Annotated in this window: 21 protein-coding genes; 13 read left to right on the top strand and 8 right to left on the bottom strand. The window is 44.3% G+C overall.

The genetic code is table 11. From position 1 onward, the window contains the following. Positions 1–10 precede the first annotated feature (10 nt). The 7 genes from A3729_RS00990 to ybeY all read right to left on the bottom strand — a co-directional run bounded on the left by A3729_RS00990 (position 11) and on the right by ybeY (position 8,492). Positions 11–652: an endonuclease gene (locus A3729_RS00990; protein WP_082865261.1), complete on the bottom strand. Its 642-nt coding sequence runs from the start codon at positions 650–652 to the stop codon at positions 11–13. A gap of 402 nt (positions 653–1,054) precedes the next feature. After that, the gene (gene holA / locus A3729_RS00980; RefSeq protein WP_068506694.1) at positions 1,055–2,068 is read right to left on the bottom strand and encodes a DNA polymerase III subunit delta; all 1,014 of its coding nucleotides are present in this window, start codon (positions 2,066–2,068) and stop codon (positions 1,055–1,057) included. A gap of 2 nt (positions 2,069–2,070) precedes the next feature. Further along, positions 2,071–2,616, bottom strand: a complete 546-nt coding sequence (lptE, locus tag A3729_RS00975; RefSeq protein WP_068506692.1) for an LPS assembly lipoprotein LptE — start codon at positions 2,614–2,616, stop codon at positions 2,071–2,073. An 84-nt stretch (positions 2,617–2,700) separates the two neighbouring features. Further along, the gene (gene leuS, locus A3729_RS00970; protein WP_068506690.1) at positions 2,701–5,286 is read right to left on the bottom strand and encodes a leucine--tRNA ligase; all 2,586 of its coding nucleotides are present in this window, start codon (positions 5,284–5,286) and stop codon (positions 2,701–2,703) included. Positions 5,287–5,442: 156 nt separating this feature from the next. Then, positions 5,443–6,987, bottom strand: coding sequence for an apolipoprotein N-acyltransferase (gene lnt, locus A3729_RS00965; protein ID WP_068506687.1), 1,545 nt, complete (start codon positions 6,985–6,987; stop codon positions 5,443–5,445). 85 nt (positions 6,988–7,072) lie between these two features. Continuing rightward, positions 7,073–7,954, bottom strand: a complete 882-nt coding sequence (locus tag A3729_RS00960) for an HlyC/CorC family transporter (protein WP_068506685.1) — start codon at positions 7,952–7,954, stop codon at positions 7,073–7,075. Positions 7,955–7,973: 19 nt separating this feature from the next. After that, positions 7,974–8,492 (bottom strand): rRNA maturation RNase YbeY, encoded by a 519-nt coding sequence (gene ybeY, locus A3729_RS00955; protein ID WP_068506684.1) that lies wholly within the window; start codon positions 8,490–8,492, stop codon positions 7,974–7,976. Positions 8,493–8,736: 244 nt separating this feature from the next. On the opposite strand from ybeY, the gene A3729_RS00950 reads away from it, so the two are divergent. After that, positions 8,737–10,911 carry a TonB-dependent receptor gene (locus A3729_RS00950; RefSeq protein ID WP_068506682.1) on the top strand — a complete coding sequence of 725 codons (2,175 nt, stop codon included), beginning with the start codon at positions 8,737–8,739 and terminating at the stop codon, positions 10,909–10,911. A gap of 91 nt (positions 10,912–11,002) precedes the next feature. Here the strand turns inward: A3729_RS00950 and A3729_RS00945 are convergent, their stop codons facing one another. After that, on the bottom strand, positions 11,003–11,881 hold the full coding sequence (locus A3729_RS00945) for a prephenate dehydratase (RefSeq protein WP_068506680.1): 879 nt from the start codon (positions 11,879–11,881) through the stop codon (positions 11,003–11,005). 180 nt (positions 11,882–12,061) lie between these two features. Between A3729_RS00945 and A3729_RS00940 the strand changes: the two genes are divergently transcribed. The 12 genes from A3729_RS00940 to A3729_RS00885 all read left to right on the top strand — a co-directional run bounded on the left by A3729_RS00940 (position 12,062) and on the right by A3729_RS00885 (position 24,321). Continuing rightward, on the top strand, positions 12,062–12,775 hold the full coding sequence (locus tag A3729_RS00940; protein ID WP_068506676.1) for a transposase: 714 nt from the start codon (positions 12,062–12,064) through the stop codon (positions 12,773–12,775). Positions 12,776–12,998: 223 nt separating this feature from the next. Then, positions 12,999–13,925: an ABC transporter ATP-binding protein gene (locus A3729_RS00935; protein WP_068506675.1), complete on the top strand. Its 927-nt coding sequence runs from the start codon at positions 12,999–13,001 to the stop codon at positions 13,923–13,925. Further along, positions 13,922–14,683, top strand: coding sequence for an ABC transporter permease (locus A3729_RS00930; protein ID WP_068506671.1), 762 nt, complete (start codon positions 13,922–13,924; stop codon positions 14,681–14,683). The genes A3729_RS00935 and A3729_RS00930 overlap by 4 nt, the downstream gene beginning before the upstream one ends. A 305-nt stretch (positions 14,684–14,988) precedes the next feature. Further along, the gene (locus tag A3729_RS00925; RefSeq protein WP_068506670.1) at positions 14,989–15,828 is read left to right on the top strand and encodes a hypothetical protein; all 840 of its coding nucleotides are present in this window, start codon (positions 14,989–14,991) and stop codon (positions 15,826–15,828) included. Continuing rightward, a complete protein-coding gene (locus tag A3729_RS00920; RefSeq protein WP_068506668.1) occupies positions 15,812–16,321 on the top strand; it encodes an endonuclease V in 510 nt (169 codons plus the stop codon). The genes A3729_RS00925 and A3729_RS00920 overlap by 17 nt, the downstream gene beginning before the upstream one ends. Positions 16,322–16,383: 62 nt before the next feature. Then, a complete protein-coding gene (locus A3729_RS00915; protein ID WP_068506664.1) occupies positions 16,384–17,964 on the top strand; it encodes an AAA family ATPase in 1,581 nt (526 codons plus the stop codon). Between the two features lie 11 nt (positions 17,965–17,975). Continuing rightward, complete coding sequence (locus tag A3729_RS00910) at positions 17,976–19,010, top strand: hypothetical protein (RefSeq protein WP_068506661.1); 1,035 nt, start codon at positions 17,976–17,978, stop codon at positions 19,008–19,010. Beyond that, a complete protein-coding gene (locus A3729_RS00905; RefSeq protein WP_068506659.1) occupies positions 19,007–20,773 on the top strand; it encodes a hypothetical protein in 1,767 nt (588 codons plus the stop codon). Before A3729_RS00910 ends, A3729_RS00905 begins: the two co-directional genes overlap by 4 nt. Then, on the top strand, positions 20,773–21,363 hold the full coding sequence (locus A3729_RS00900; protein ID WP_068506657.1) for a hypothetical protein: 591 nt from the start codon (positions 20,773–20,775) through the stop codon (positions 21,361–21,363). The genes A3729_RS00905 and A3729_RS00900 overlap by 1 nt, the downstream gene beginning before the upstream one ends. Positions 21,364–21,365: 2 nt before the next feature. Beyond that, on the top strand, positions 21,366–22,712 hold the full coding sequence (locus A3729_RS00895; RefSeq protein ID WP_068506652.1) for a hypothetical protein: 1,347 nt from the start codon (positions 21,366–21,368) through the stop codon (positions 22,710–22,712). Next, positions 22,709–23,308, top strand: coding sequence for a nicotinamide riboside transporter PnuC (gene pnuC, locus A3729_RS00890; protein ID WP_082865337.1), 600 nt, complete (start codon positions 22,709–22,711; stop codon positions 23,306–23,308). The genes A3729_RS00895 and pnuC overlap by 4 nt, the downstream gene beginning before the upstream one ends. Then, the gene (locus A3729_RS00885) at positions 23,278–24,321 is read left to right on the top strand and encodes an AAA family ATPase (protein ID WP_068506650.1); all 1,044 of its coding nucleotides are present in this window, start codon (positions 23,278–23,280) and stop codon (positions 24,319–24,321) included. The genes pnuC and A3729_RS00885 overlap by 31 nt, the downstream gene beginning before the upstream one ends. Positions 24,322–24,408: the final 87 nt, after the last annotated feature.

The raw sequence follows: 24,408 nt of genomic DNA, 5'->3' as shown, positions 1-24,408 counted from the left end.
GACGATGCAGTTAATCAATGTTATAAGCTAAAGATGGGTTGGAGATAAACTCATTTTCATTGCCCTGATACTCAGCCACAATCGCATTACGTGAGACTTCCTCCGGGCTTGGTGGATCATTCTCATGCCATAGTTTTAATAAAGACATATGAGTACGCAAGGGTAGGTCATAGTTAGCCTTCATATAAAACAGAATTCTGGCAATATCCCCTTTGAGCTCGTTAGGTGGGTCAATAATGTGTAACTTCTTTCGAATGCCGCAATTATTGGCCTCAATCGTTTCTTCTAAGTTGCCGAACTTTGCGCCTTTTCTTTTAAACTCAAAGTAAGAGTCAGCCGGAACAACATTATGCAAATCAGAGATTATTTCCATATAGCGATCGTCTGAACGAAGGCACTGGCGTTTAGTTCCGCATTGAAGGTGGTCACGTACTTGAGCGCTTGGGTAAATATGGCTGACCGCGAGAAGCGGTGTTTTCTTTGAGAAAGACTTTTTGCAGAAAAAGGTCTGCCCGCCATTTTTATAAATGGCGCCCCAAAATTTATCCTTAATCACTGATTTGTAATCAGCTGCCGCGATTGAACTTAATAGCAAGCAGCTGATAGCGATAACTATCGCGCTACATATTTGTTTGTTGCGTTTTAAGCGCATTCAGGTTTACCTCGGTGAAGCTATTGGTAGTAAAAGAAGACTGCTTAACAACTTATATGATTCTTATAATTGACGTTAGCATAAAAAGTGAGCGCTGCCCCCTTATAAGTGAGCTAAAAATGTTAGATTCTGAAAAACATTGTAAAAACAGCGATCGGAAAGAGGCTTTAATGTTTATTTGTGATAAAGAGTGTGCGCTAAAGAACTTATAATGCTTTGTTGTGCTTTTGTTATTTTTTATTTTCAAAAGCTTATCTATGGAAATTAAAGCATCTTCGGAAATGAGTTTTCGAATGTGAGAATTTTGTAGGCGGCCCGTCCCGGGGCGCAGGTCGTTCCTCGGAGTGTCAGATAGCCCGGTGGTTCCGTTCGCGCGGACAGAGGCCCCGCCTACCTTTGGCTTTATCCCTTAGCAATTGCCAAGGTAATATCAGTCAACACGTCCCAAGGGGAAATGCCCTTTTCGACACCTTTGATCAGGTCATCGACTTTCTTACACTGATCTAAAAGGCCCAATAGCTTTTGAGGGCTGTGCTTTTGTGCGGCGGCAGACAGACCTGCCTGGCGTTTTTGAATGATACGATGTTGTTTGAATAATGCCGGCAATGGCTGACCTTTGCTCAGGGCATGAGACAAATTCAGTAGTAAGCGAATCTCTTTACTTAAAGCCCACAAGACAAAGGTGACTTCTACGCCTTCAAGGCGAAGGTGGGAGATGATTTTTGCGCTTTGCTTGGCCTTTCCGGTCAAACAGGCGTCGGTAAGGTTAAAGACATCGTAGCGAGAAGCATCTGAAACACTTTCCAACACATCTTCAGTAGAAATTTCGACACTGCTGTCAGGGTGAAGAAGCTTAAGCTTCTCAAGCTCCTGTTGTGCAGCGAGTAAGTTGCCTTCTAATCTATCAGACAAAAGTGAAACGGCGTCACGAGCTAAGTTCAAGCCCATTTTATTGGCTCGTTGAGCTATCCAACGCGGCATCTCGTGTAGATTGATTGGCCATATTTGAATGATGGCACCAGTCTGATCAAGTCGGCTACACCACTTGCTTTTAAGTGTGGAAGCATCGAGTTTATCGGCGCAGATCAGTAAAATCTTATCTTCTGGCAAATTATCGCAATATTGTTGAAAGGCTTTTGCACCGGGGGTACCGGGTTTAGATTTTCCAAGTCGAAGTTCAGTTAGTGTCTTTTCTGCAAATAAAGACAGAGTGTTAGCTTCTTCGTTTAAGCTGGTCCAATCGAACTTGCGGTCAACTTCCAGAATCTTTCGCTCATCAAAGCCTTGTTTTTTGCAGTTCAGACGAATGCTGTCCAAAGCTTCTTGAACCAATAGTGGCTCGTCACCGGTTACCAAATAAAGCGGTAAGAGCTTTTTTTTCAGCTCATTCTCAAGTTGCTCAGCTTTGATGCGCATACTTACTCAGAGCCCTCGTTACTGCCGGAATCGCTGGTAGTTAGCGTTTGTTTATTTACGACATCTATCTGGCGGAATATTTCTGAAGCAATGCGCTGGCTAAGTTCAGACTGTAGCTCACTGCGCTCGCGCTCTTTTGATAATAGTGCAGAGGACTGGTGGCGATAGCTATTACGAACGACGATTTCCTGTTCAGCGAGTACTTCTTCGCTCTCTTGAAGAACTAATTGATAACTTACTTTAGAGCTCAGCCCATATTCAGCGGTTGAAGCATTGCTTTGCAGCGACAAGGTACGAGACTCTTGCTCGATAGGGGAGATAGCTAGCCGATACTGAGCATTGTCATCAAAGCTAATATTATTCAGCATCAACTTTTGGCGTAGTGTTTGGCAAAGCTGCCAAGCACGAGTGGTTGGGCAGTCGAGTTTTATACTGGAAAAGCCCTTAGGAGCGTCATGTTCAGAATAACCACGAAGCTGGAAACCGCATGCCGACAGCAAACTAAAAAGCATGATCATTACGATGATCAAAAGTTTATTACGTGGCATATAAGGCTCTCACTGAAATAATAATCGCCCCGAAGCTTTAAGCGAGGGGCGATATTAAGGAGGAAAGAACAGGTCTATCGTTGCCTAGTTCGCAACGATATTAACCAGCTTTCCAGGTACAACGATTACTTTACGAACGGTCTTGTCATCTGTAAAGCGTTTAACGTTTTCATCATCCAAAGCAGTTTGTTCCATTGCTTCTTTGCTGATATCAGCAGGCACGTCAAGCTTGGACCTTACTTTACCATTCACCTGAATAACGATCGTTTGCGAAGCCTTAACCAAGGCGCTCTCGTCAACACTTGGCCAGCCCGCGCCGATAACTGCGTCTTTGTGGCCCAGGGTTTCCCATAGCTCATGTGAAATATGAGGCGTGATTGGTGCAAGCAGTAAAGTAACGGTTTCAAGCGTTTCCTGCATGACCGCACGGCCTTGCTCACTGACATCAACAAACTTCGAGGCTGTATTCATTAGCTCCATAATAGCCGCGATTGCTGTGTTAAAGGTTAAGCGGCGGCTAACGTCGTCACTTACTTTAGCAATCGTTTCATGCGTTTTTAAGCGAAGCGCTTTCTGCTCTTTGTTCAGGCTGGCAACATCGAGTGCAGCCACATCGCCCTGAGAAACGTGAGAATACACCTGGCGCCAGATACGCTTAAGGAAACGGTTTGAACCTTCAACCGCACTGTCAGACCATTCCAATGATTGCTCAGGAGGCGCAGCAAACATAATAAACAAACGAACGGTATCAGCACCAAACTGGTCGATGGTGGTTTGTGGGTCAACACCGTTGTTCTTAGATTTCGACATCTTGCTCATGCCAGAAGACAACACTTCGCTACCGTCAGACTTGCGCTTGCAGCTAATGGTTTTGCCTTTTTCGTCCGTCTCGATATCGACTTCAGCTGGCGCGATCCAGATCTTGCCACCTTTATCGTCTTCCTGATAGAAGCTTTCAGCCAATACCATGCCTTGGCATAACAGACGCTTGAACGGCTCGTCACAATTTACCAAGCCGACATCTCGTAACAGTTTGTGGAAAAAGCGCGCATAAAGCAGGTGCAAAATAGCGTGCTCAATACCACCAATATATTGGTCTACAGGCAGCCAGTAATTTGCCGCGCCTGGGTCTAACATGCTGTCAGCAGACTGAGGTGAACAGTAACGTGCGTAATACCAAGACGATTCCATAAAGGTATCGAAGGTATCTGTTTCACGTAGTGCAGGCTGACCATTATGAGTCGTCTTTGCCCACTCCGGGTCGCTCTTGATAGGTGAGGTGACACCGTTCAGCTCAACGTCTTCAGGCAGTACAACAGGCAGCTCATCTAAAGGAACAGGAATCGCGCTGCCGTCTTCAAGATTCTTGATCGGGATAGGTGTGCCCCAGTAACGCTGGCGAGAAACACCCCAGTCACGCAAGCGATAGTTAATACGCTTTTTGCCAGTGCCTAGCGCTTCGAACTTGGCAACAATGGCATCAAAGGCTTCTGCCGAGCTTAGGCCGGTGAATTCACCTGAAGTCACCAATACGCCTTTTTCAACAAAAGCTTCTTCTTGTACATCTATGTCGTTGCCGTCTTCCGGCGCAATCACCTGCTTGATAGGAAGCTGGAAAGCCTTGGCGAATTCATGGTCACGCTCATCGTGAGCCGGTACCGACATAACCGCACCTGAACCGTAATCCATCAAGACAAAATTAGCCGTCCAAACAGGTACTTCTTCGCCCGTAATTGGGTGGATAGCAGTAAAGCCGGTTGGAATACCTTTTTTCTCCATCGTCGCCATATCTGCTTCAGCGACTTTGTTGTTCTTACACTCTTCAACAAAGGCTTTCACCTCAGCATTATTCCCTGCCGCTTCAAGAGCAAGAGGGTGCTGGGAAGCAACTGCAACGTAGGTCACACCCATTAAAGTATCTGGGCGAGTGGTATAAACGCTTAGCTTGTCATCTCGACCTGCTAGGTCGAATGAGAATTCCAAACCTTCAGAGCGGCCGATCCAGTTGCGCTGCATGGTTTTGACCTGCTCAGGCCACTCATCTAACTGATCGAGATCTGCCAACAGCTCTTCAGCATAATCAGTAATCTTGATAAACCATTGTGGAATTTCTTTACGCTCGACCAAAGCACCAGAGCGCCAGCCGCGGCCATCAACAACCTGTTCGTTTGCCAAAACAGTTTGGTCGACAGGGTCCCAGTTGACGGTTGCGTTCTTCTTGTAAACCAAACCTTTCTCGTAAAGCTTGGTGAAGAACCACTGTTCCCACTTGTAGTACTCAGGCTGACAGGTCGCCAGTTCGCGACTCCAGTCGTAGCCAAAGCCCAGTGCGTTCAACTGAGTCTTCATGTATTCGATATTTTCGTAGGTCCACTTGGCAGGTGCTACCTTGTTATTGATCGCAGCATTCTCTGCAGGAAGACCAAAAGCATCCCAACCCATAGGTTGCATTACGTTTTTGCCTTGCATGCGCTGATAGCGAGAAACAACATCGCCAATGGTGTAGTTACGCACGTGGCCCATATGTAGTTTTCCGCTCGGATAAGGGAACATGGACAGGCAGTAGTATTTCTCTTTTGTTTCGTCTTCAGTGACAGCAAAGCTGTTGTTGTCTTGCCAAAATTTACGGGCTTTTTCTTCTATTTGCTGCGGTTGATAATGTTCTTGCATGAGAGTCTTCAATGTCGCGTGTTTTTATAAAGAGTGAAAAATAAGGTACTTTTTAGAAGCTTGGCGCTTAAAGATGGATAAAGCATCAAGCCGACTAAAACCAGCCGGCTATTCTAGCCTAGATTACGGTGCTTTTCACGCTTCTGTTGATGCTTTTCAGCGCCTGACTCTTAGTACTAAAACGAGCAGAGCACAAAACCAAAATAGGGGAGTAGAACCAGTGTGTGAAAAAGGTGTGCGTCCTTCCAGTAAACGAATTTTAGAAAACAAAATCGTTTGTACAAATTGCTCACTTTGGGCTGTAATCTTTCCGCGCTCGTCGATGATCGCACTAACGCCATTATTGGTGCCGCGCACCATGTAGCGGGCATTTTCAGCAGCACGCATCTGCGCCATTTCCAAATGTTGAAGCGGGCCTATCGAGGTGCCAAACCAACTGTCGTTACTGATGGTGATCAGGTAATCTGCGTCGGCCGACTGCTTGGCAACAAAATCAGGGTAGACCACTTCATAGCAAATAAATGGCGCCACTTGATAGTCGAAGGACTTTAGCAAGGCTTGGTCTTCTGCACCGGTCCGAAAGTCAGACATGGGTAGGTTGAAGAAGTCGATCAGGCCACGCAATAAATCTTCCAGCGGAACATATTCCCCAAAGGGAACCAATTTCTGTTTATGGTAGATACTTTCGCCTTCTGCTTCACGCGCACCAAGACTAACAATACTGTTGTGGTAAACCTGGCGACCGCTCTCTCTATCGATGTGTCGAAAGGGGATGCCGCTGAAAATATTACTATTATTCGCTTTCGCCAGTTCAGACATTACATTCAAAAATGGAAGGGCCTGGTCATATAACCTGGGCACCGCCGTTTCTGGCCAAACAATCACATCACTCTGCCAGGCCTGCTCGCTCATGGTCTCGAGTAGTTTTAAGGTTTTTGGAATTTGTGAACGTCGCCATTTAAGTTCTTGGGGAATATTAGTCTGAATCAGCGCGACGCTGAGCTCATCTTTAGAATCTTCAGTATTGCTAACTTTACTTTGGCTCCAGTTAATGGTGCTTAATGCAGGCCCGCTAATCCAGAAGATCAGTGCAAAAGCGAGTAAACCGAACTTGTGCTGCTTAGTATCAGAAGCTAACAACAAGGCTAAAGCGGTGCCGCTTAGTGCAACAATGAAGGTAAGCCCGTGTACACCAATCACCGGGATCCAACCGCTTAAAGGTGACTCAAGATGCGAATAGCCCAAAAATAGCCAGGGGAAACCCGTTAGGAATACAGTCCGAAAACCATCACCCAAGACCCATATCGCGGTAAATAAAAAGCTGTTTATTAATGTGTTGTCACCGCGTAGTTTGAAGTAGAGCCAGAAGTTCAAAGCGCTAAACAGGGCCAAGCCAGCAACAAAAATGACAGTTAAGCCACCTGCAAGCACTGGTGGCGCATTGCCATAGGTGTTAATACTAACGTAAACCCACGAAGCGCCTGAACCAAAAAGCCCTAAGCCAAATATCCAACCATACAAAAAACCTTTCTCGGCTTTGCCTGAAGGTTTTAAGGCTTGCGTGCAAAGTAGTATCAATGCAATCGAAATAGGGCCTAGTAGCCATAAGCCATATGGGGCAAGTGTGAAGGTTTGCAGTGCACCGGCTACTAGCAGGCAAATGAAAATTAAGGGCTTGGGCAGAGACGGGAATAGGTTCATGGAGTGTCAAATTTCAATGGGGTCAGACTCGATTGAAAATATTGCGGTTTCAATCGAGTCTGACCCCATTGAAACCGCTGGAATATCAATTCTTCTCTATCTTCACCAAGCGAATGCTTCGGTTATCAGCATTAAGTACTGTTACTTTAAAGCCATACATAAGAGTTGTATCACCGCGGCGGGGCAGGCGTTCGAACTTCTTCAGAATCAGGCCTCCAATGGTGTCGAATTCCTTATCTGGCAGTTCCGTTGAAAAGTACTCATTAAATTCATCAATAGGGGTGATGGCCTTTACGTTATACTCGCCATCAGTAAGAGGCTTAATTAACGCTTCGTCATCGATGTCGTGCTCATCTTCGATCTCGCCCACGATCTGCTCAAGAATATCTTCAATCGTTACAAGCCCGGCAATACCGCCATACTCATCGGCAACAATTGCCATATGATTACGGTTTTGCTTAAACTCCTTAAGAAGCTGATTTAATCGCTTGCTCTCAGGTACAACCGTCGCTGGCCGTAAAGCCTCAGAAATCTTGTTTTTGCTAAGTTGTCCTTTTATCGCTAGGGGCAGTAAATCTTTAGCAAGCAAAATACCGATAATATCGTCAGTTGACTCGCCAATAACCGGAAAACGTGAGTGAGCAGACTCGATAATGCTATGCATATACTCTTCAGGCTCAAGCGTCGCGCGTACGGTAATCATCTGGGAGCGGGGAATCATCACTTCGCGAACTTGCATGTCGGTGACTTGCATCGCGCCTTCGATAATACTGAGCGAGTCAGCATCGAGAACGTTTCGGTCTTCTGCGGTACGGAGAATATCCATAATATCGCGCAGCGACGCAGGCTCATCTGAAAAAGCCTGGGTGAGTTTTTCAAACCAGCCTTTTGAACTATTTTTATGTTCTTGCTTGGCTTTACTATGGCCTGACTGGCTACTCGGAGGTTTTGAGTTATCTTCGTTCATAAACGTTTTCTAGCGAATCCTATGCTGTATCGTGGTTTGCAATAGTATCATCTTCGACGATCTCAGTGTAAGGGTCTGGAAAGCCAAGTTCAGCCAGAATTTTCACCTCAAGCGCCTCCATCATATCTGCTTCATCGTCCTCGATATGGTCGTAGCCCTGCAGGTGCAAAGTGCCATGAACCACCATATGAGCCCAGTGAGCTATTTCTTGCTTCGACTGTTCCGCTGCTTCCTTTGCTACCACAGGGGCACAGATTACCAAATCGCCCAAAAGGTTAAGCTCAATCTCGGCTGGCGCTTCGAAAGGAAAAGACAAAACATTAGTGGGTTTATCTTTGCCGCGATACTGGCTATTCAATGATTGGCTTTCTTCCTTGTCGACAATACGAACGGTAAGCTCATATTCTTGTTCGTGCTTTTTCCTATCATGAAGTGAGGCTTTAAGAGCGGCATCAACCCATAAACTCAGTTGGGAAAGCGTTGGGATATGAGGGTGTTCAGAAGCTTCCTGAAGGTCGATCGCGGCGATAGCAGTCATAAATCCGTTTTTCGCAGAAAATAGAAAATAATATTGGGGAAACGAAGTGCTACGTTAACACAGAATTTCCATCAGTGGGACAAAAATAGTAGTGAGTATTCTAGAGCGCTTTGAGGCTGGTATTTTTACGGATCTATCCTATAGTCAAAAGACTATAAATAGTATAAAAAAGCGAGCTACGAAATAATGATATCTACTGGATGTCCAGTACGTAGTCGCGAAAAAATCTAAGAGAATAGTTTAAATGTCTCGCAAGCCGATTTTTACCTCATCTTCCATTCTACTTTGCTCTATATTGTCAGCGACGGCTTGGGCCGATGGACACTCGCCGACAGAAGCAAAGCAGCCATTAAAACTAAAGGATGTGACGGTAACGGGGACCAAAGAAGGCGAGGTGAAGCTCCAAGAAGTACCGGCAGCAATTTCGGCCTACACCGAAGAAGATATGAGCGATGCTGGTATTGGAAATATCAAAGACCTGCGTATGCAAACGCCGGGGTTGAACCTTACACATAATGGCCAGTCTGCACGGCTCTACATGCGTGGTATTGGTAGTAACCTGGACTTTATTGGTTCAGACCCAAGTGTCACCGTTCACGTCGATGGTGTTTACCAATCTAGAACAACCTCAATTCTTGAAGACTTTCTCGACGTTGAACGAGTCGAAATACTGCGTGGGCCACAAGGTACTTTGTATGGTCGAAACTCTACCGGCGGTACGATTAACCTGATCACTAAAAAACCAGAAGCGGAGTCTAGCGGTAAGCTATTCGCAGAAGTTGGCTCGTATAGTTTTCGCAGCGTAGGCGGCATGATAAACGGCACAATTTCTGAGGATAAGGTTCTAGGCCGTTTAGCTGTTGTTAAGACCGATCACGATCCTTACGTCAAGAATACTGCTGCAACAGGTGTTGATGGTTTATTGGATGACGACTCTTTAGCGACTCGCGGGGCATTGCGCTTTTTGCTCGATGACAAAAGCGAGTTAGTGTTAAGGGCAGATTATTCAGATATTGATAGGAATCCAGCGGCTTATAAGACGACGCTTGTGAACTCGGATGGTGCAGCAGGTACATTAGCAGCAGGAGCAATAGTTCCTAGTGATCCATGGTCGGTTAATGTCAATGATGTTGACCCCTATACAGAAAGCAAAAACTATGGCGCCTCAATCGAGTATACGCGAAAAATATCTCCTGAATTAACCTTGGTTTCTCTGACAGGGTATAGAGACCTAGATCTCAAGTTAAAGGAAGATACAGATGGTAGCGATGTGGTGTATCTGGTGACAGAGTATGAAGAGCAGCAGAATATGCTCTCGGAAGAACTGCGTCTTCAATATCAAGGTGACAGGCTAAAATGGGTGGCAGGTGCATATTATTTGCAAGAAGAGCATGAATCTGACACTGCCATTAACTCTACAATTGTTGTCGTAGACTCCAAAAACGAAACACAGGCGTATGCGCTCTTTGGGCAAGGAACCTACTCAATAACGGATCGGCTGAATACAACTCTGGGTTTGCGTTACAGCAGTGAAGAAAAAGAATTTGACAATGTGTATGATCACGCAGATCCTACATTAGATTTTTCTGCGTCGCCCTCTAATTCTTGGGACTCATGGAGCCCATCGTTCTCGCTTGATTATACATATGATTCTGGAACGATGGTGTATAGCAGTGTCAAACGCGGTTTCAAAAGCGGCGGTTACAACATGACGGATGCTTCGCCAGAGTATTCTCCCGAGAAGGTTTGGTCCTACGAAATAGGTAGTAAGTTCCAGCTATTAGATAAAAAACTACATTCAAACATAGCTTTATTTTATAGCGACTATCAGGACTTGCAGGTATCAGAGTTTACAAGTCCAGGTGTATTGAATGTTTCTAATGCTGCAGAAGCGAATATTTTTGGACTTGAGATTGAAAATAAGTGGATGCCAACCTATAACCTGGCGATAGAAATGAATTATGCGTTTTTGAATGCAGAATATGATAATTATATCATTCCGCCAGTTGTAAACGCTGATAGCTCGATTGCTCAGCCTGAACAGGATGCTTCTGGGGATGATATGGTTGCATCTCCAGCTCATAAAGTTAGTTTGGCTGGCCAGTACTTTCATGACTTGCCAAGTGGTACGTTAAGTTACCGCTTGGAGTATGCGTGGCAGGATGAGCAGTACTTTACTGCGCCGAACCATGAAACCTCTTATCAGGGGGCTTATGCTTTAGTGAATGCGAGGTTCGGTTATGAGAGTGCAGATGAAATGTGGGAAGCAGAAGTTTACGTTGAAAACCTAACGAATAAAGCGTATTCAACTTCCACTCGAGAGTTTCCTGGTAGCCCTTTAAGCCTGGATAGTGTCGGTGTAACCAAAGACATCAACCCACCAAGAACCTTTGGTTTGCGTTTAGTTCGCAACTTCTAAACGTAATGAAATCAAAAAAAGCCTCATATGAGGCTTTTTGTATGTATGGGAATAATCCGAAGTAGACAAGGCGGGGCCGCCTACAAAAATCTCACACAAACTCATGCTTCCGACGATACTTATGCGCCGGATACGAACCCAATATCCGTACCTCCTTCGCGAAAAAGTTCAATTCTTCCAAAGCATTCTGAAGCGCTTGCTGACGATAATGTCCATCGACATCAATATGAAAATGACTCGCTTCCATGGTTCCACCATCCATATAGCTCTCAAGCTTGATCATATTGACACCGTTGGTGGCAAAACCACCGAGAGCCTTATACAAAGCCGCCGGTATATTTCTGACCGAAAACAACAAGCTCGAAATATAATGCTGCTTCGGATCATAGTCGGCATCAATAGCTTGCTTAGCCAAAACAATAAAGCGCGTCGTGTTGCCGCCCACATCCTGAAAGCTCTCTGCGATCACATCTAGCCCATACAGCTCTGCCGCCAAAGTAGAAGCTATCGCGCCATGGCTACCGTAAACCGATTGCGCATCTTTCTTAGACGCCAAGTCCTTAGCAGACAAAGCCGTATCCATCGCCACTAAAGGGGTGATCTTTAAAGCTTCCAAACGATGAAAGCACTGCGCCAAAGCTTGAGGATGAGAAGACACTGTCTTAATCGCCTCAAGTTGAGTTCCGGGTAGGGCAAGCAAGCAATGATTCACCGGCTCAAAGTGCTCGGCAATAATGCTCAAATGCGTATTGGGTAATAAACGATAAATCTCCTCAACACGCCCGGCGGTCGAATTCTCAAGCGGGATCATCGCATAGTCAGCCTGGCCTTGTTCCACCAGCTGAATAGCGCTTTGAAAGTTCTCGCAAGCGAGGGCACGATGATCAGGAAAGACCTTCTTACAGGCCAAGTGCGAATAAGCACCCTCAATTCCCTGATAAGCAACAGTAATCTGTGTAGGAGTGTTCATGGTAATAACTGCTTGTATAAATTCGAATGCTGGGATTATAAAGAATAATCAGAGCTAGTGTATCTTTTTCAACGGAGTCAGACTCGATTGAAAACCAATCGAGTCTGACTCCGTTGAAAAGAAGCTGCTGAAAAGTTAGTGTAGATTTAGTGTTCAACGCCAGAAGACAGGGAGGTCAATATGGCGAGATTACCCCGGTTTGTGATTCCAGGCCATCCGCAGCGCGTGATTATTAGAGGTAATAACCGTGAAGCGATTTTTCATCAAAATGACGATTATTTGTTCTATCTAGATAAACTGAATGACGCGTGTCGAGCATACTCTTGTGAAGTACATGCTTATGTCTTGATGACCAATCACGTAAATTTGCTGATTACACCTCAAGTGGAAGACGGCATATCAAAAACAATACAGAATATTGGGCGTTACTATGTTCAGTACTTTAATAAAAAGTACCGCCGAACGGGTACGTTGTGGGAAGGGCGTTATAAAGCGTCTCTTATTGACTCAGCTCTCTATTTACTAACTTGCTATCGATATATCGAGCTAAATCCTGTTCGGGCCAATATGGTGGCCCACCCATCTAATTACCCTTGGTCTAGTTATCGTGTTAATGCTTTGGGAGCACAAAGCGAGCTAATCTCACCTCATTTCGAATACTTGTCTTTATCCGTATCGCCAGAAAAAAGACGGTCGATATATCGTTCTCTATTTACGTACGAGATAAAAGAACAGACGCTTGAAGAGATTCGCACAGTAACAAATAAGGCATGGGTACTGGGAAGTGAGCAATTCAAGTCTCAAATTGAAGCGCAGACCGGTAGGGCAAGTCACCCGAGAAAGACGGGCGGTGATCGTAGGTCGAAGGTTTTCAAAGGGGTCAGACTCGATTGAAAATCAATCGAGTCTGACCCCTTTGAAAAAGGCTAGGCCGCCTTAAGATCATAACTCTGCGGATAAAGCTTGTTCGCTTCAGCTTCTTCCAAATCCCTTTGTATTGCAGCAGCGGTATTCTTCAGTACGTTGAGCCCAAATTTCTGAATTCCATTTATGAGCATAGTCAGGCACAAGCAAAATCGTTTAACGTACTGTTATAGAAATTAGGGTATGCAAAATCATGACTCCCATTATTCAAATCGAAAACTTGTCTAAGGTTTATGCTGGTGGTTTTCAAGCGCTCAGTGGTATTAACCTTACAATAGAAAAATCTGAAATCATTGCTTTACTCGGTCCGAACGGGGCCGGTAAGACGACCTTAATCAGTACCATTTGCGGTATAGTCAATCCATCTTCCGGCACCGTGACTGTCGACGGTGAGGATATTATCAAAGGCTACCGCCATACGCGTGAAATGATTGGTCTGGTTCCACAAGAGTTAACGACTGACTCATTTGAGACTGTATGGGATACCGTGACGTTTAGTCGAGGCTTATTTGGTAAAGCGCCTAACACGGCTTATATCGAGAAGACGCTAAAAGACTTATCACTGTGGGATAAGAAAGATAACCGTATTATGGAGTTGTCAGGTGGTATGAAGCGCCGTGTGTTGATAGCCAAAGCGCTGTCGCATGAACCCAAGATTTTATTCTTGGATGAGCCGACAGCTGGGGTTGATGTTGAGCTGCGAAAAGATATGTGGGAGTTGGTCCGTAAGCTTCGAGAAAAGGGGGTCACGATTATCCTCACCACACACTATATTGAGGAAGCAGAAGAAATTGCTGACCGTATTGGTGTGATCAATAATGGTCAATTAGTCTTGGTTGAAGAGAAGACAGAATTGATGCGTAAGTTAGGGAAGAAGCAATTAACCCTCGACCTGAAGACCGAGCTATCTAGTTTGCCAACGAGCCTAAAAGGTTTCGATCTAGTGCTGAATAATAATGGCCTGCAACTTGTTTATACCTACGACACGCTAGAAGATCATACGGGTATTGCGACCTTGCTCCAGCACTTGTCTGAAGAGGGGATTCAGTTTAAAGATTTAAAGACTGACCAGAGCTCATTAGAAGATATCTTTGTATCGCTTGTTAAGGAGTCCGCATGAACCGTCACGCAGTTGCCGCGATTTATAAGTTTGAAATGGCCCGTACAAAGCGAACCATTTTCCAGAGCATTGTCTCGCCAGTTATCTCTACCTCTTTGTATTTTGTCGTCTTTGGTTCTGCGATTGGCTCGAGGATTAATGAAGTGGACGGAGTTAGCTATGGGGCCTTTATCGTACCAGGCTTGATTATGCTTTCTTTGTTAACGCAGAGTATTTCTAACGCTTCATTTGGAATTTATTTTCCTAAGTTTAGCGGCACCATTTATGAGCTACTTTCTGCACCTGTTTCATACTTCGAAGCCTTGCTTGGCTACGTGGGGGCCGCAGCAACGAAGTCGATCATACTTGCCTTGATTATTCTCGCAACGGCGAGCCTGTTTGTACCGCTACAAATAGCGCATCCGGTTTGGATGATGGTCTTCCTTGTGATGACGGCCATTACCTTCAGCTTGTTCGGTTTTATTATCGGCATCTGGGCCGATAACTTTGAGAAGCTTCAGGTGATTCCTTTACTGGTGATTACGCCTTTAGTGTTTTTGGGCGGTACTTTTTACTCTGTCAACATGCTGCCGCAGATCTGGCAGACCATCACTTTATTCAACCCTGTTTTGTATTTGGTAAGCGGCTTTCGCTGGAGCTTTTACGAGATTTCAGACGTCAGCATGGTAGCAAGTCTGGCGGCTATTAGTGGCTTTCTGCTTCTGTGTATTGTTGGCGTATGGTGGATATTTAGGACAGGGTATCAGTTGAAGAAATAGCTAAATGATTAGGGTCAGCGTCAAAAATGACTTTTTTCGCTGATCTTAATTTGATACATCTGTATTGGTGAAATAAAAACGAAGACAAAACTCCTCTGAAACCCGCATTCCTTGGTAGCCCAAAAACAGGGTTTGATGGAATTAAAACGAAGACAGTTGTAAGTTGTTGATAAATAATGTTGGTTGCCTATATTTTGAGTTTTTTCTTTGTGGCCTTATTCGTTCCTCTGTTTTCTGATTTTCAGCCCCTCATTTCTAGTGAATTATGATATCTTGATGTTTTTAGTCGCGGCGATTGATTCATAATGTTCTCAGTGTTTAGAAATAAGACGGACCTTCCGAGCAATCTTGAGTTCGAACAAATAATACTTGAACTCCCAGAAGAACAGCGCTCAATAGATAGAGATAAAACAGACCTGATTATCGGCGTACCACAGACCGAACATAATGGTTATAAAGTGTTGGACGGTATTCCCAGGGAATGTACTTCTGTTTCAATTTTGCTTGGAGGAAAAAGTCTTCATATTTTGGAAGCTCTTGTTAAGTCTGGCTTACCTCACCAGCTCCGTTCAATATGTATAGGTCACTGCGACTATACTCCTCCTGGATCTTCATTTAATTATGAAAAAGCTATAGAAATCTTGTCTGGAACTAGCTTTCCTCTTTTAGAGCATCTGTCACTAGGTATTGATGAATTGTATTGTAATCGTGATGGTTGGGCTCCAAGTTTACTTGGCGATTTAACAAGCTTACTTGAGAGTCTACATTCAGTCGAATCACTCGTTATTCATGGTAATTTTAGACTAGATAGGCCAATACTTTTCAAAAGACTGCGCAATCTTGAAATCATAACGAGTGATGGCGAACCGTTAACCTCTAAGACTCATGACAATCTATTGACGTCCGGTTTTAGCGTATTGGAAGATGCTTGGTTGAGCCTAGGGGGAAGTAATATTAGCAGCTACACTTTTCCAGATATTTTTATAAATGCAGAAAATCTGCCTCATATCAAAAGACTCGAGATCGATGGGATGTATAGCTGCGGCCAGCTAAAAAGGTTTAGAGAAAGCAAACTGTGCAACAAATCGGGTATCAAAGTTTTTAGTGAAGAGTTGGAAGAAAATCTTAATGATTCTAGCTGTTGACGTTGACTATAAAAACGATACGGGATTAATCGGTGGTGTTATTTTTGATGATTGGACTGATAAAGAACCGACGATTGAGGTTGTTAGCAAAGTTCAGTCTGTTGAAGATTACACTCCCGGTGAGTTTTATAAGCGAGAGCTGCCTTGTATTCTCGAACTAATAAATGAGCACTCGCTAAAACCAGATGTTATCGTTGTTGATGGGTATGTATTCTTAGATGGAGAGAAAAGACCTGGCCTTGGTAAACATCTTTATGATGCTTTAGGTGGTAGCATTCCGGTTGTCGGTGTCGCTAAAAATCGATTCAAGAGTATCGGTTCAAATTATGAAGTATACAGAGGTAAGAGCGACAAACCGCTGTATGTGACTGCGGCTGGATTGGATATTGAAATTGCTAAGCAACAAATAATAAACATGGATGGTGGTTTTCGCTTTCCGACGCTATTGAAACGTGTAGATAAGCTTTGTCGGGCTTGGGATAGTTCAAGCTGAACCTTAATAACGAAAAATATAATTTAGATATTTGATTCTTGTTTGAATCAAGAGAACTATTAATGAGTAAATTCAATTTATTTGGCCGCTTATCGGCCTCACCAACCAAACCAAAGGCACACTCCAAAGCTAAGTCTTTCGATGTTTCAGATTTGTATGATGGGCCTTTTGGTTCAGGTGAAAGTGACGCTCAAGAAACTAGCACGGGACTAGATGAAAAGCTTAGGCAGGCTTACTTTTGGATCGTTAATAACGCGATAATCAGTCCTCACTATGATATCGAATATAATGATCAGTCTCCGCAACAGTTTAGGGCGGGAGACAGTCACAGTACGCTAAACCTCCCAACTGAACAGTCTTACTCAAGCTTTATCTTATTGCCACTCCTCACGTTCGCTACTCAAAGTAAATGCCTTTTCATTGGCGGACCAGGCCGGGGTAAAACGGCTAGTGCAATCTTGATGGGTATCATGGGCGGTTATACGACAAAAGAAGTTAAACGAGCCATGCAACATGGCCATCCGCAGATGACAGTGGCTGATTTGCTGGGTAATCCCTTGCCATCGGATCTGGCCTCGGCCGAAGCGATCGAAGACATCCGCATATCGTGGCGGAAATGGCTTGGAATGCGCGTAAAAATAGTCGATGAATACAACCGTATCCCTACACGAACGCAAAGCGCTTTGCTGACTGTGATGGGAGACAACTACGCAGAACTCTACAACCAGGTCTTTGAATGTCCTGATGCGGCCTGGTATTTAACTGCAAATGATGATCAGGGTGGCGGAACCTACCAGGTGATCGAAGCCTTAAAAGATCGTATTGATGTCGTTGTCCAAGCTTTGTCATTTAACCCTAGATTTCTGAATCAGTTGCTTCTACGTATTGAAGAAGGTGTAAAGCCAGAAGATATGGTTCCACCTCAGATCATTTTCACCGAAGATGAGATCTCAGACATGTCGCTAGCGATACGCAATATCACAGTACCTGCAGGGATTCGGCGCAGAATAGAGTTCTTTACGAGTCACTTTGAGTATTCGGAGTATTCTGCCTCTCAGTTTGAATATAAAACAAAGGACACGTCACGATTATCAGGCGTCAAATCACATGTGTTAGCGTCTATTGATAATGGTCGTGATCGTCTAAAAGATCTTGGTTGTCAGACCCTAAACGGAATCTCAGTTCGTTCTTTGATGTCACTACTACAGTTTGCTAAAGCTCTCGCGTTTTTTAGGGGTAATGACACGGTTGAGTTAAACGATGTAAGGCAAGTACTCCCATTCGTTTTTCATTCCCGGCTTTTTGCTGACATGGATTCACCGTTTTTCGAACTGTCTGAGAATACTTTTTATCGAAGCGATAAGATCGGCTGGTTGCGTCACCTCTTTGATTCTTCATGTAGGGAATTCGATAAACTTAACTTGGATAAGAATGACCCTGTAGAAGAGTTGTCGAATGAGTTTGAAGAAGGTCTTGATGGCTTAACTGCAAAGCAAGCTAAAAAACGAATCAATCGTATTGAGACGGAAATAGCGAAACTCGTAGAGGGCAAGAAAATGTATGGGCACATCTACGAGGATGTCGTAAAACTTAAATATTTGCATCAGCGCTATACGAACTATCTCAAGTGGCTTGAGTCATAGGGGCTTGTTCAATGAAGTCAGCGGCGCTCAAGGCATATTTCCAAGCTGAAAGAGACACTTGTAATCAAATGGTTGAAAGTGTCAGACATCAGTACCCAAATTCAAATCTAGATGACTTTAACTGGTTTTTGACAGACTGCTTAGATCCAGTAGTCCTGTCACTAGATAGCCAGAGTAATCAAATTACGTTTCATGTGGCTCATGCGGGTTTCAAGTATGGACTGGAGCTGGCCTGTTTTAATTGGCTGAAATCAGAGACTAAAAAAGCATTATTATTCAAAGTTTGGAATGACCTATATCCAAGGGTTGATTCAGTTTTAAAGGAAAGCCCGAGCGAACTGTTTGCAGGAACGAGTAATTCTCTAAACAACATTTTGGCTTTTGGGGAATATAAGCCGAATGCCTGGCTTGATCTGATGATTAAGTCTTGTGATGAAATCAACTCAATCGAACAGTTCAAGACAACAGGCGTTGTTTGTGCTTGGTTGGCGGGATTGGCTCAGTATAGAGAGATAGCGCTGAAAAAAATCAATGAGCTACCAGACCGAGTAACCAGAAAACTATTTAAGCTCTCTGACAGTCACGATCTGAATTACCACTTTGATCAATTAAAAACGAGTAGATGGTTTGAACCTCAACAAATAAAGACAAGCACAAACGGTACGGAGATTCGTGAAAAATACCGCGTTGGCAAATGCAGCCTTGTTGGCGGAGATTTTCCGTTGCCACCCAAGATCTTCGTTGAAGGTGACCAACTGTATGTTCTTTCTGACACGCATATTTGGAGACTCTATGCCGATTCATTTGGGGCGACACTCATTCCCAGCGATAATCTACAACCTGAAGACCTAAAACAAATAGATCAACAGATAAGTTACAACCCAAAACTCATATCGCTCGGCCGTTTCAGCGACCTTACAGATATCAATTCGGTCGCACAACTTGACGATACACTCGTATTTACCTCGCCGGAGACTTTCTCAGTCATCATTACTGAGTGTTCGGGATCTGCGGTCTTGAATACAAGTAAAGGTCGCTCATCATGATAACCGACGAGTCGCTTTTAGAGCGTTGGCAGTCATCCTGGAGTGAAGCGCTTGCTTTGTGGAGTCGCTATACACAATTAAGAAACCCACTTTTATGTGAGACGCATCTAGAAGCTTCAAAACAGGGCTTATCTGGTAGCTTTGCCATGATCCGTTTGAATGATCAGGCTGTCGTAGTTGATTTAGAAGCGATCACCAAATACAAGCTTCAAGACTATGCAGTTGAAGTGCTTGCTCACGAGATTGGTCACCATATTCTTTCGCCAGCAACACTCACAGATCATGCCCGTATGATAGCGAGAATCCATGTCTGCCTTCCTACGTTAGAGAACCAGGCAGGTATGGTCGCCAACCTGTATTCAGACCTACTAATTAACAACCATCTCCAGCGTCAGTTTGGCCTCAGAATGGACGAGGTCTACAAGCGAATAGATCAAGGGGGATCGAATAGCCGAGTATGGCATCTTTACATGCGTATCTATGAGCATCTATGGCAGCTTAAATCGGGCTCTCTAGGAGGGCAGTCGGATTCTGATGCCATGGAGGGAGATGCATGGTTGGGTGCGAGAATTATAAAGGTCTATGCAGAGGATTGGCTTAAGGGGGCGTCTAGATTTGCGTCCCTCTTATTGCCTTACTTGGCTGAAGAAAAAAATACGGCAGATCAGATAGCCAAGTTAATGGATACAAAACATGCTGGAGCCGGGCAGTTTCCTTCCGGCTTGATCAATAAGGATCAGGGTGAAATGGATAATATTCACCCATCAATGGATCCAGATTTGATCGGCGATGCGAGCGCAAATGAGGCAGGAGCAAGGGAATCTAACCTAGGTGAAAGCTCACAATCAGATGGCAATGGCCAGTATCGTGAACCATTCGAGTATGGGGAAATTTTAAAATCCGCAGGTATCGACCTATCAGATCATCAAATCGCAGTGCGTTATTACCGTGAGCGCTCAATACCACATCTGGTTTCGTTTCCATCAAAGAGGCAGCTCGTGAAAACCGAACTTATTCCGGAAGGAACAACTCTTTGGGAACCGGGGGAGCCAATTGAAGATGTGGACTGGTTTAGCTCAATGTCCATGAGTCAAAAGGTAATACCGGGTGTTACCACCGTTAAGCGAGAATGGGGATTTGACGAGGGTGCAGAGCCAGAGGTAGAACCTTGCGATTTAGATTTATATGTAGATTGCTCTGGCTCAATGCCAAACCCACAACAAAATACGTCATACACGACGATTGCTGGCGCTATTCTATGCTTGTCAGCACTGAGAGCCGGTGCTGCAGTTCAAGTCACTTTATGGAGTGGCGCAAGGCAGTTCAAAACCACCAATGGCTTTGTAAGGAACGAAGAGTTAATTCTCAATGTTTTGACTGACTACTTGGGCGGCGCAACAGCATTCCCGATACATATTCTAAGAAAGACCCACATAGAGAAACCAAGGACTAGAAACTCCCATATTGTGATTTTGTCGGATGATGGCGTCACAACACTTTTTGACACGGATGAAAAAGGTAACTCAGGCTGGGGTATATCTAAGCAGGCATTAGAGAATGCAAAGGGCGGCGGTACGATGGTGTTAAATTTACACTGGGATTATCCCTTGCCACCTAACAATAAATGGATGGCGGACCATGATGCCGCTTTAAAGCAAGCCGAGGCTCAACAAGGTTGGGATATATTCCCGGTGACGTCTTGGGAAGCGATGACTGATTTTGCTCGGGCATTTAGCAGAAAACACTATGAGGGAGCAGAATAATGACTCAACTCATAACTCGTAGCAATGGTAGTGCCGAAGGCCCCGATATCAACGTATTGCACCATCGGCTAACCGAGTTCCCTAAAGAATTGTTAAACCCTCAATTACCACCTTACTTTTATGCTCTAGTTCATGATGCTCTATATGATTTAAGCACCTCAGTGCGAGCATCAGAACTCACTCGTTTTAAACGGCCTTATGAGCAATGTGATTGGTATCGCGCAACGATGTTGATCGCGTATTTTTTAATGGATAACAGCTTTAAGGGCTTTAGGTTTGAACTGGCTCTTCTGTTGGATGCCTTTGAAAACACAGCTAAAGAACTGGCCCAAGCTGGAACCAACAAGGTATACATCAATGATGTTGATAGAAGAGAAGAGTTTATTCGAGTTGTACTGTCTTCCATAAACCTGCGACCAAAAGGAGAGACAAACAACCAAGCTGAAGATAGATTACAAGCGGTTAGCTCGCTGGAAAGAATGAAGGTTCTCAAAGCCGCGAAAGTAGCAGAGCAAAGAGCTCACGATCTTCGAGTTGCTTTAGCTAAACAAAAAGCCAAAGAAGCGGCTGACAAGATGACACGGGAATAATCATGCAAGCAGCGCCCTGGAATGATTATGAGCGTATGCCAAATTTAGACGAGTCTGGAAGTGCTCGTCTTAAGCACTTGGTTGATCAGCCTCATGCGCCAATATTCAGGAATCAATCAGGTCATCATCTGGCTCAACATGAGCTAGACGAATTAGGTCATTTTACCCGTGAAGAAACCAATCTTAATGCTTCAGCCTGCGCCGGCGAAAATAAATGGATCGATCCTTTTCTAGGAAAATGCCTTGAGAGTGTTCCTTTCTATAAACATTACGATAAAAGCGTCCAAAGATTCGAAGACTATCCAACAATTGATCGTTCAGATTTGAGTGTAAGTATCACTGATTTTGTGCCTGATCATTTGCCTCTTGATCGGATAATTGCTTATGAAACATCCGGTACAACTGGGCACGCGTTAACGATACCATCTCATCCCATCGTCGCAGCAAGATACAGCGCTTATCATAAGAAAGCTCTATTGTGGAATTACGTGGATACGGGAGAGTTCCGAAGTGATCTCGCTGTTATCTTGGCAGGGTTTCAAGAGAGTTGTTTCACTTATGCGTCTGTGTCTCCCTATCTGAACAATAAAGCGTTGTTGAAGTTAAATTTTCATCCAAACGATTGGGGTAGTCCTGATGATCGGGAGCTTTACATCGACCTCAACAAACCAGACCTTATCTCTGGCGACCCAATATCTTTGTCAGAACTTTCAATGATCCCGTTTAGGCATCGGCCGAAGGCAATACTCAGTACGTCAATGACTTTGTTGAAAGCAGTTCGGGATGATTTTGAATCTCGGTATAAGTGTCCGATCTTAGATTTATATTCTCTGAATGAGGTTGGGCCAGTAGGTTGCAGTGTGCCCGGCAAAGAAGGCTTTCGACTTCTTCAGTCAAAACTTCTAGTCGAGATCCTTGATGCCAATGGCAATCCGGTTGATTGCGGAGAAAGAGGGGAGATTGTTTTGACCGGTGGGTTTAACGATTATCTGCCGTTGATACGTTATCGCACCGGTGATTTTGGAAGACTCGAGCTTGAAGACGGGCATTGGTACATCAGAGATCTAGAAGGGCGGCCGCCGGTTCAGTATAAGACTAAAGATGGTGTATGGCTTAACAATGTTGATGTCACGCATATGCTACAGAAATTTCCATTATCTCAGTTTTCTTTGCATCAATATGCAGAAGGTACACTGACTATAACTTTGCCGAATGAGACGTATTCGGATTCAATTAAACAGTTATTGGAAACTAAGCTTGGCCAACAGGTTCAGATCAATCTGTTTGAGAAAGTAAGCAGCGATAAAAAAATAATTCAATATTCAAGTGATTTAAGGAACATATTTTGATTAGCTATTTGGAATGGTCTGCAAACGCAGTATTTGTTATCAGCGTCATATTGGCAGCGAGAAACAATGTAAACACGTGGTGGACTGGTATCATAGGCTGCGGCTTGTTTGCCGTTCTGTTCTATCAGGTCAATCTCTATGCAGACGTCACGCTGATGGTGTTCTTCATACTCACGAGCATCTATGGCTGGATGTATTGGGGGGCTAAAAAACAATTACACCCGATTCAGCGAACCAAAATGACAAATTTCGTTTCATTCATAGCAGCTGCAGTCTTAGCAACCTTAGCCTATGGATGGCTTTTGCATGAGATGACGGATGCGTACGCGCCATTTATCGATTCAATTGTTCTCATGTTTAGCGTTCTTGCGCAGTTTCTTTTGATGAAGAGAAGGCTAGAGACATGGGTTTGCTGGTTGATCGTAGATACCGTCGCTGTCCCGCTTTACTTCTCCCGAGAGCTTTATCTGACGGCGTTTGTGTACGGCTTGTTCTGGTGCAATGCGTGGTATGGGCTGTATTCGTGGATAAAAATATACAGGAGTGAAAATAAGGGAGAAAAGACTTGGCAACAAAGCCCTTTAAGCGCGGATTAGTCGTTGGAAAATTTTCACCTCTTCATAAAGGGCACGAGTATCTAATACAAAACGCATTTAATCAGTGTGAAGATGTTGTCGTCATCAGCTACTCAAGGCCTGAGTTTCCATCCTGCTCTGCCAAGATAAGAGAGCATTGGATAAAATCAGTTTTTCCATCCGCTAGCGTTCTGTGTGTTGATGCTGCCACGGTCGAGTCTTGGCGAGCTCATAGCGCTTGGAATCTTCCAATGCCCAGCAATAGTGAAGCTGACCATATGCATCGGCATTTCACCTATCGACTTCTTTCATACAAGTTTGGTTTGGAAGTTGATGCAGTCTTTACGAGTGAAGAATATGGGGATGGCTTCGCTCAATTTCTGAGTGATCCAGCGACTGGTTTTGGTTCTCCTGTCGAGCATGTTTGTGTCGACCTCAACAGGGAAACTTATCCGGTAAGTGGCTCACTTATGCGTTCTACTCGGAACCAAGACAATGGGCTAATCGATCAATCTGTCCAAGCTGACTTTAGCGTCCAAAAGATTGTTTTCCTAGGGGCTGAATCAACAGGTAAATCAAAGCTATCTCGGCTTCTCTCTGAACAATTTAATGAGCCGCTGGTTGAAGAATACGGCAGAGATTTATGGGAAGAAAAAAATGGCGACCTTACGCCAGAAGATCTGATAGATATTTGCATTACACAGACTCATAAAGAGGATCTCGCTCAGAGACAGGCGAGACGGTATATCTTTTGTGATACTTCTCCTGTTACAACGCTTTGCTATTCACATGCACTTTTTAAGCAGCGCTGTAATATAATAAGCGCTTTCGCTGAACGCCCATACCATCATGTATTTTTATGTGAGCCAGACTTTCCATTGGTCCAAGACGGCACCAGAAAAGATGAAGACTTCAGGTTCTGGCAGCACAGCTGGTATTTAGAAGAGCTAACGAAGTGCAACGTTGCATTTGAAATCTTAGGCGGTTCGTTGGAATCTAGAATGAACCGCGTCATCGAACTCCTGCCGGAGTAGCAGCATGGGCCTATTGTTTGTTGGTTATCTGGAAGCAGTTGTGCAGAAATATCGATTCGCATTTTGGAGTTAAACTCAAGAAATCGT

The organism is Oleiphilus sp. HI0043 (assembly GCF_001634935.1).
This window is presented reverse-complemented; position numbering and strand designations above follow the sequence as displayed.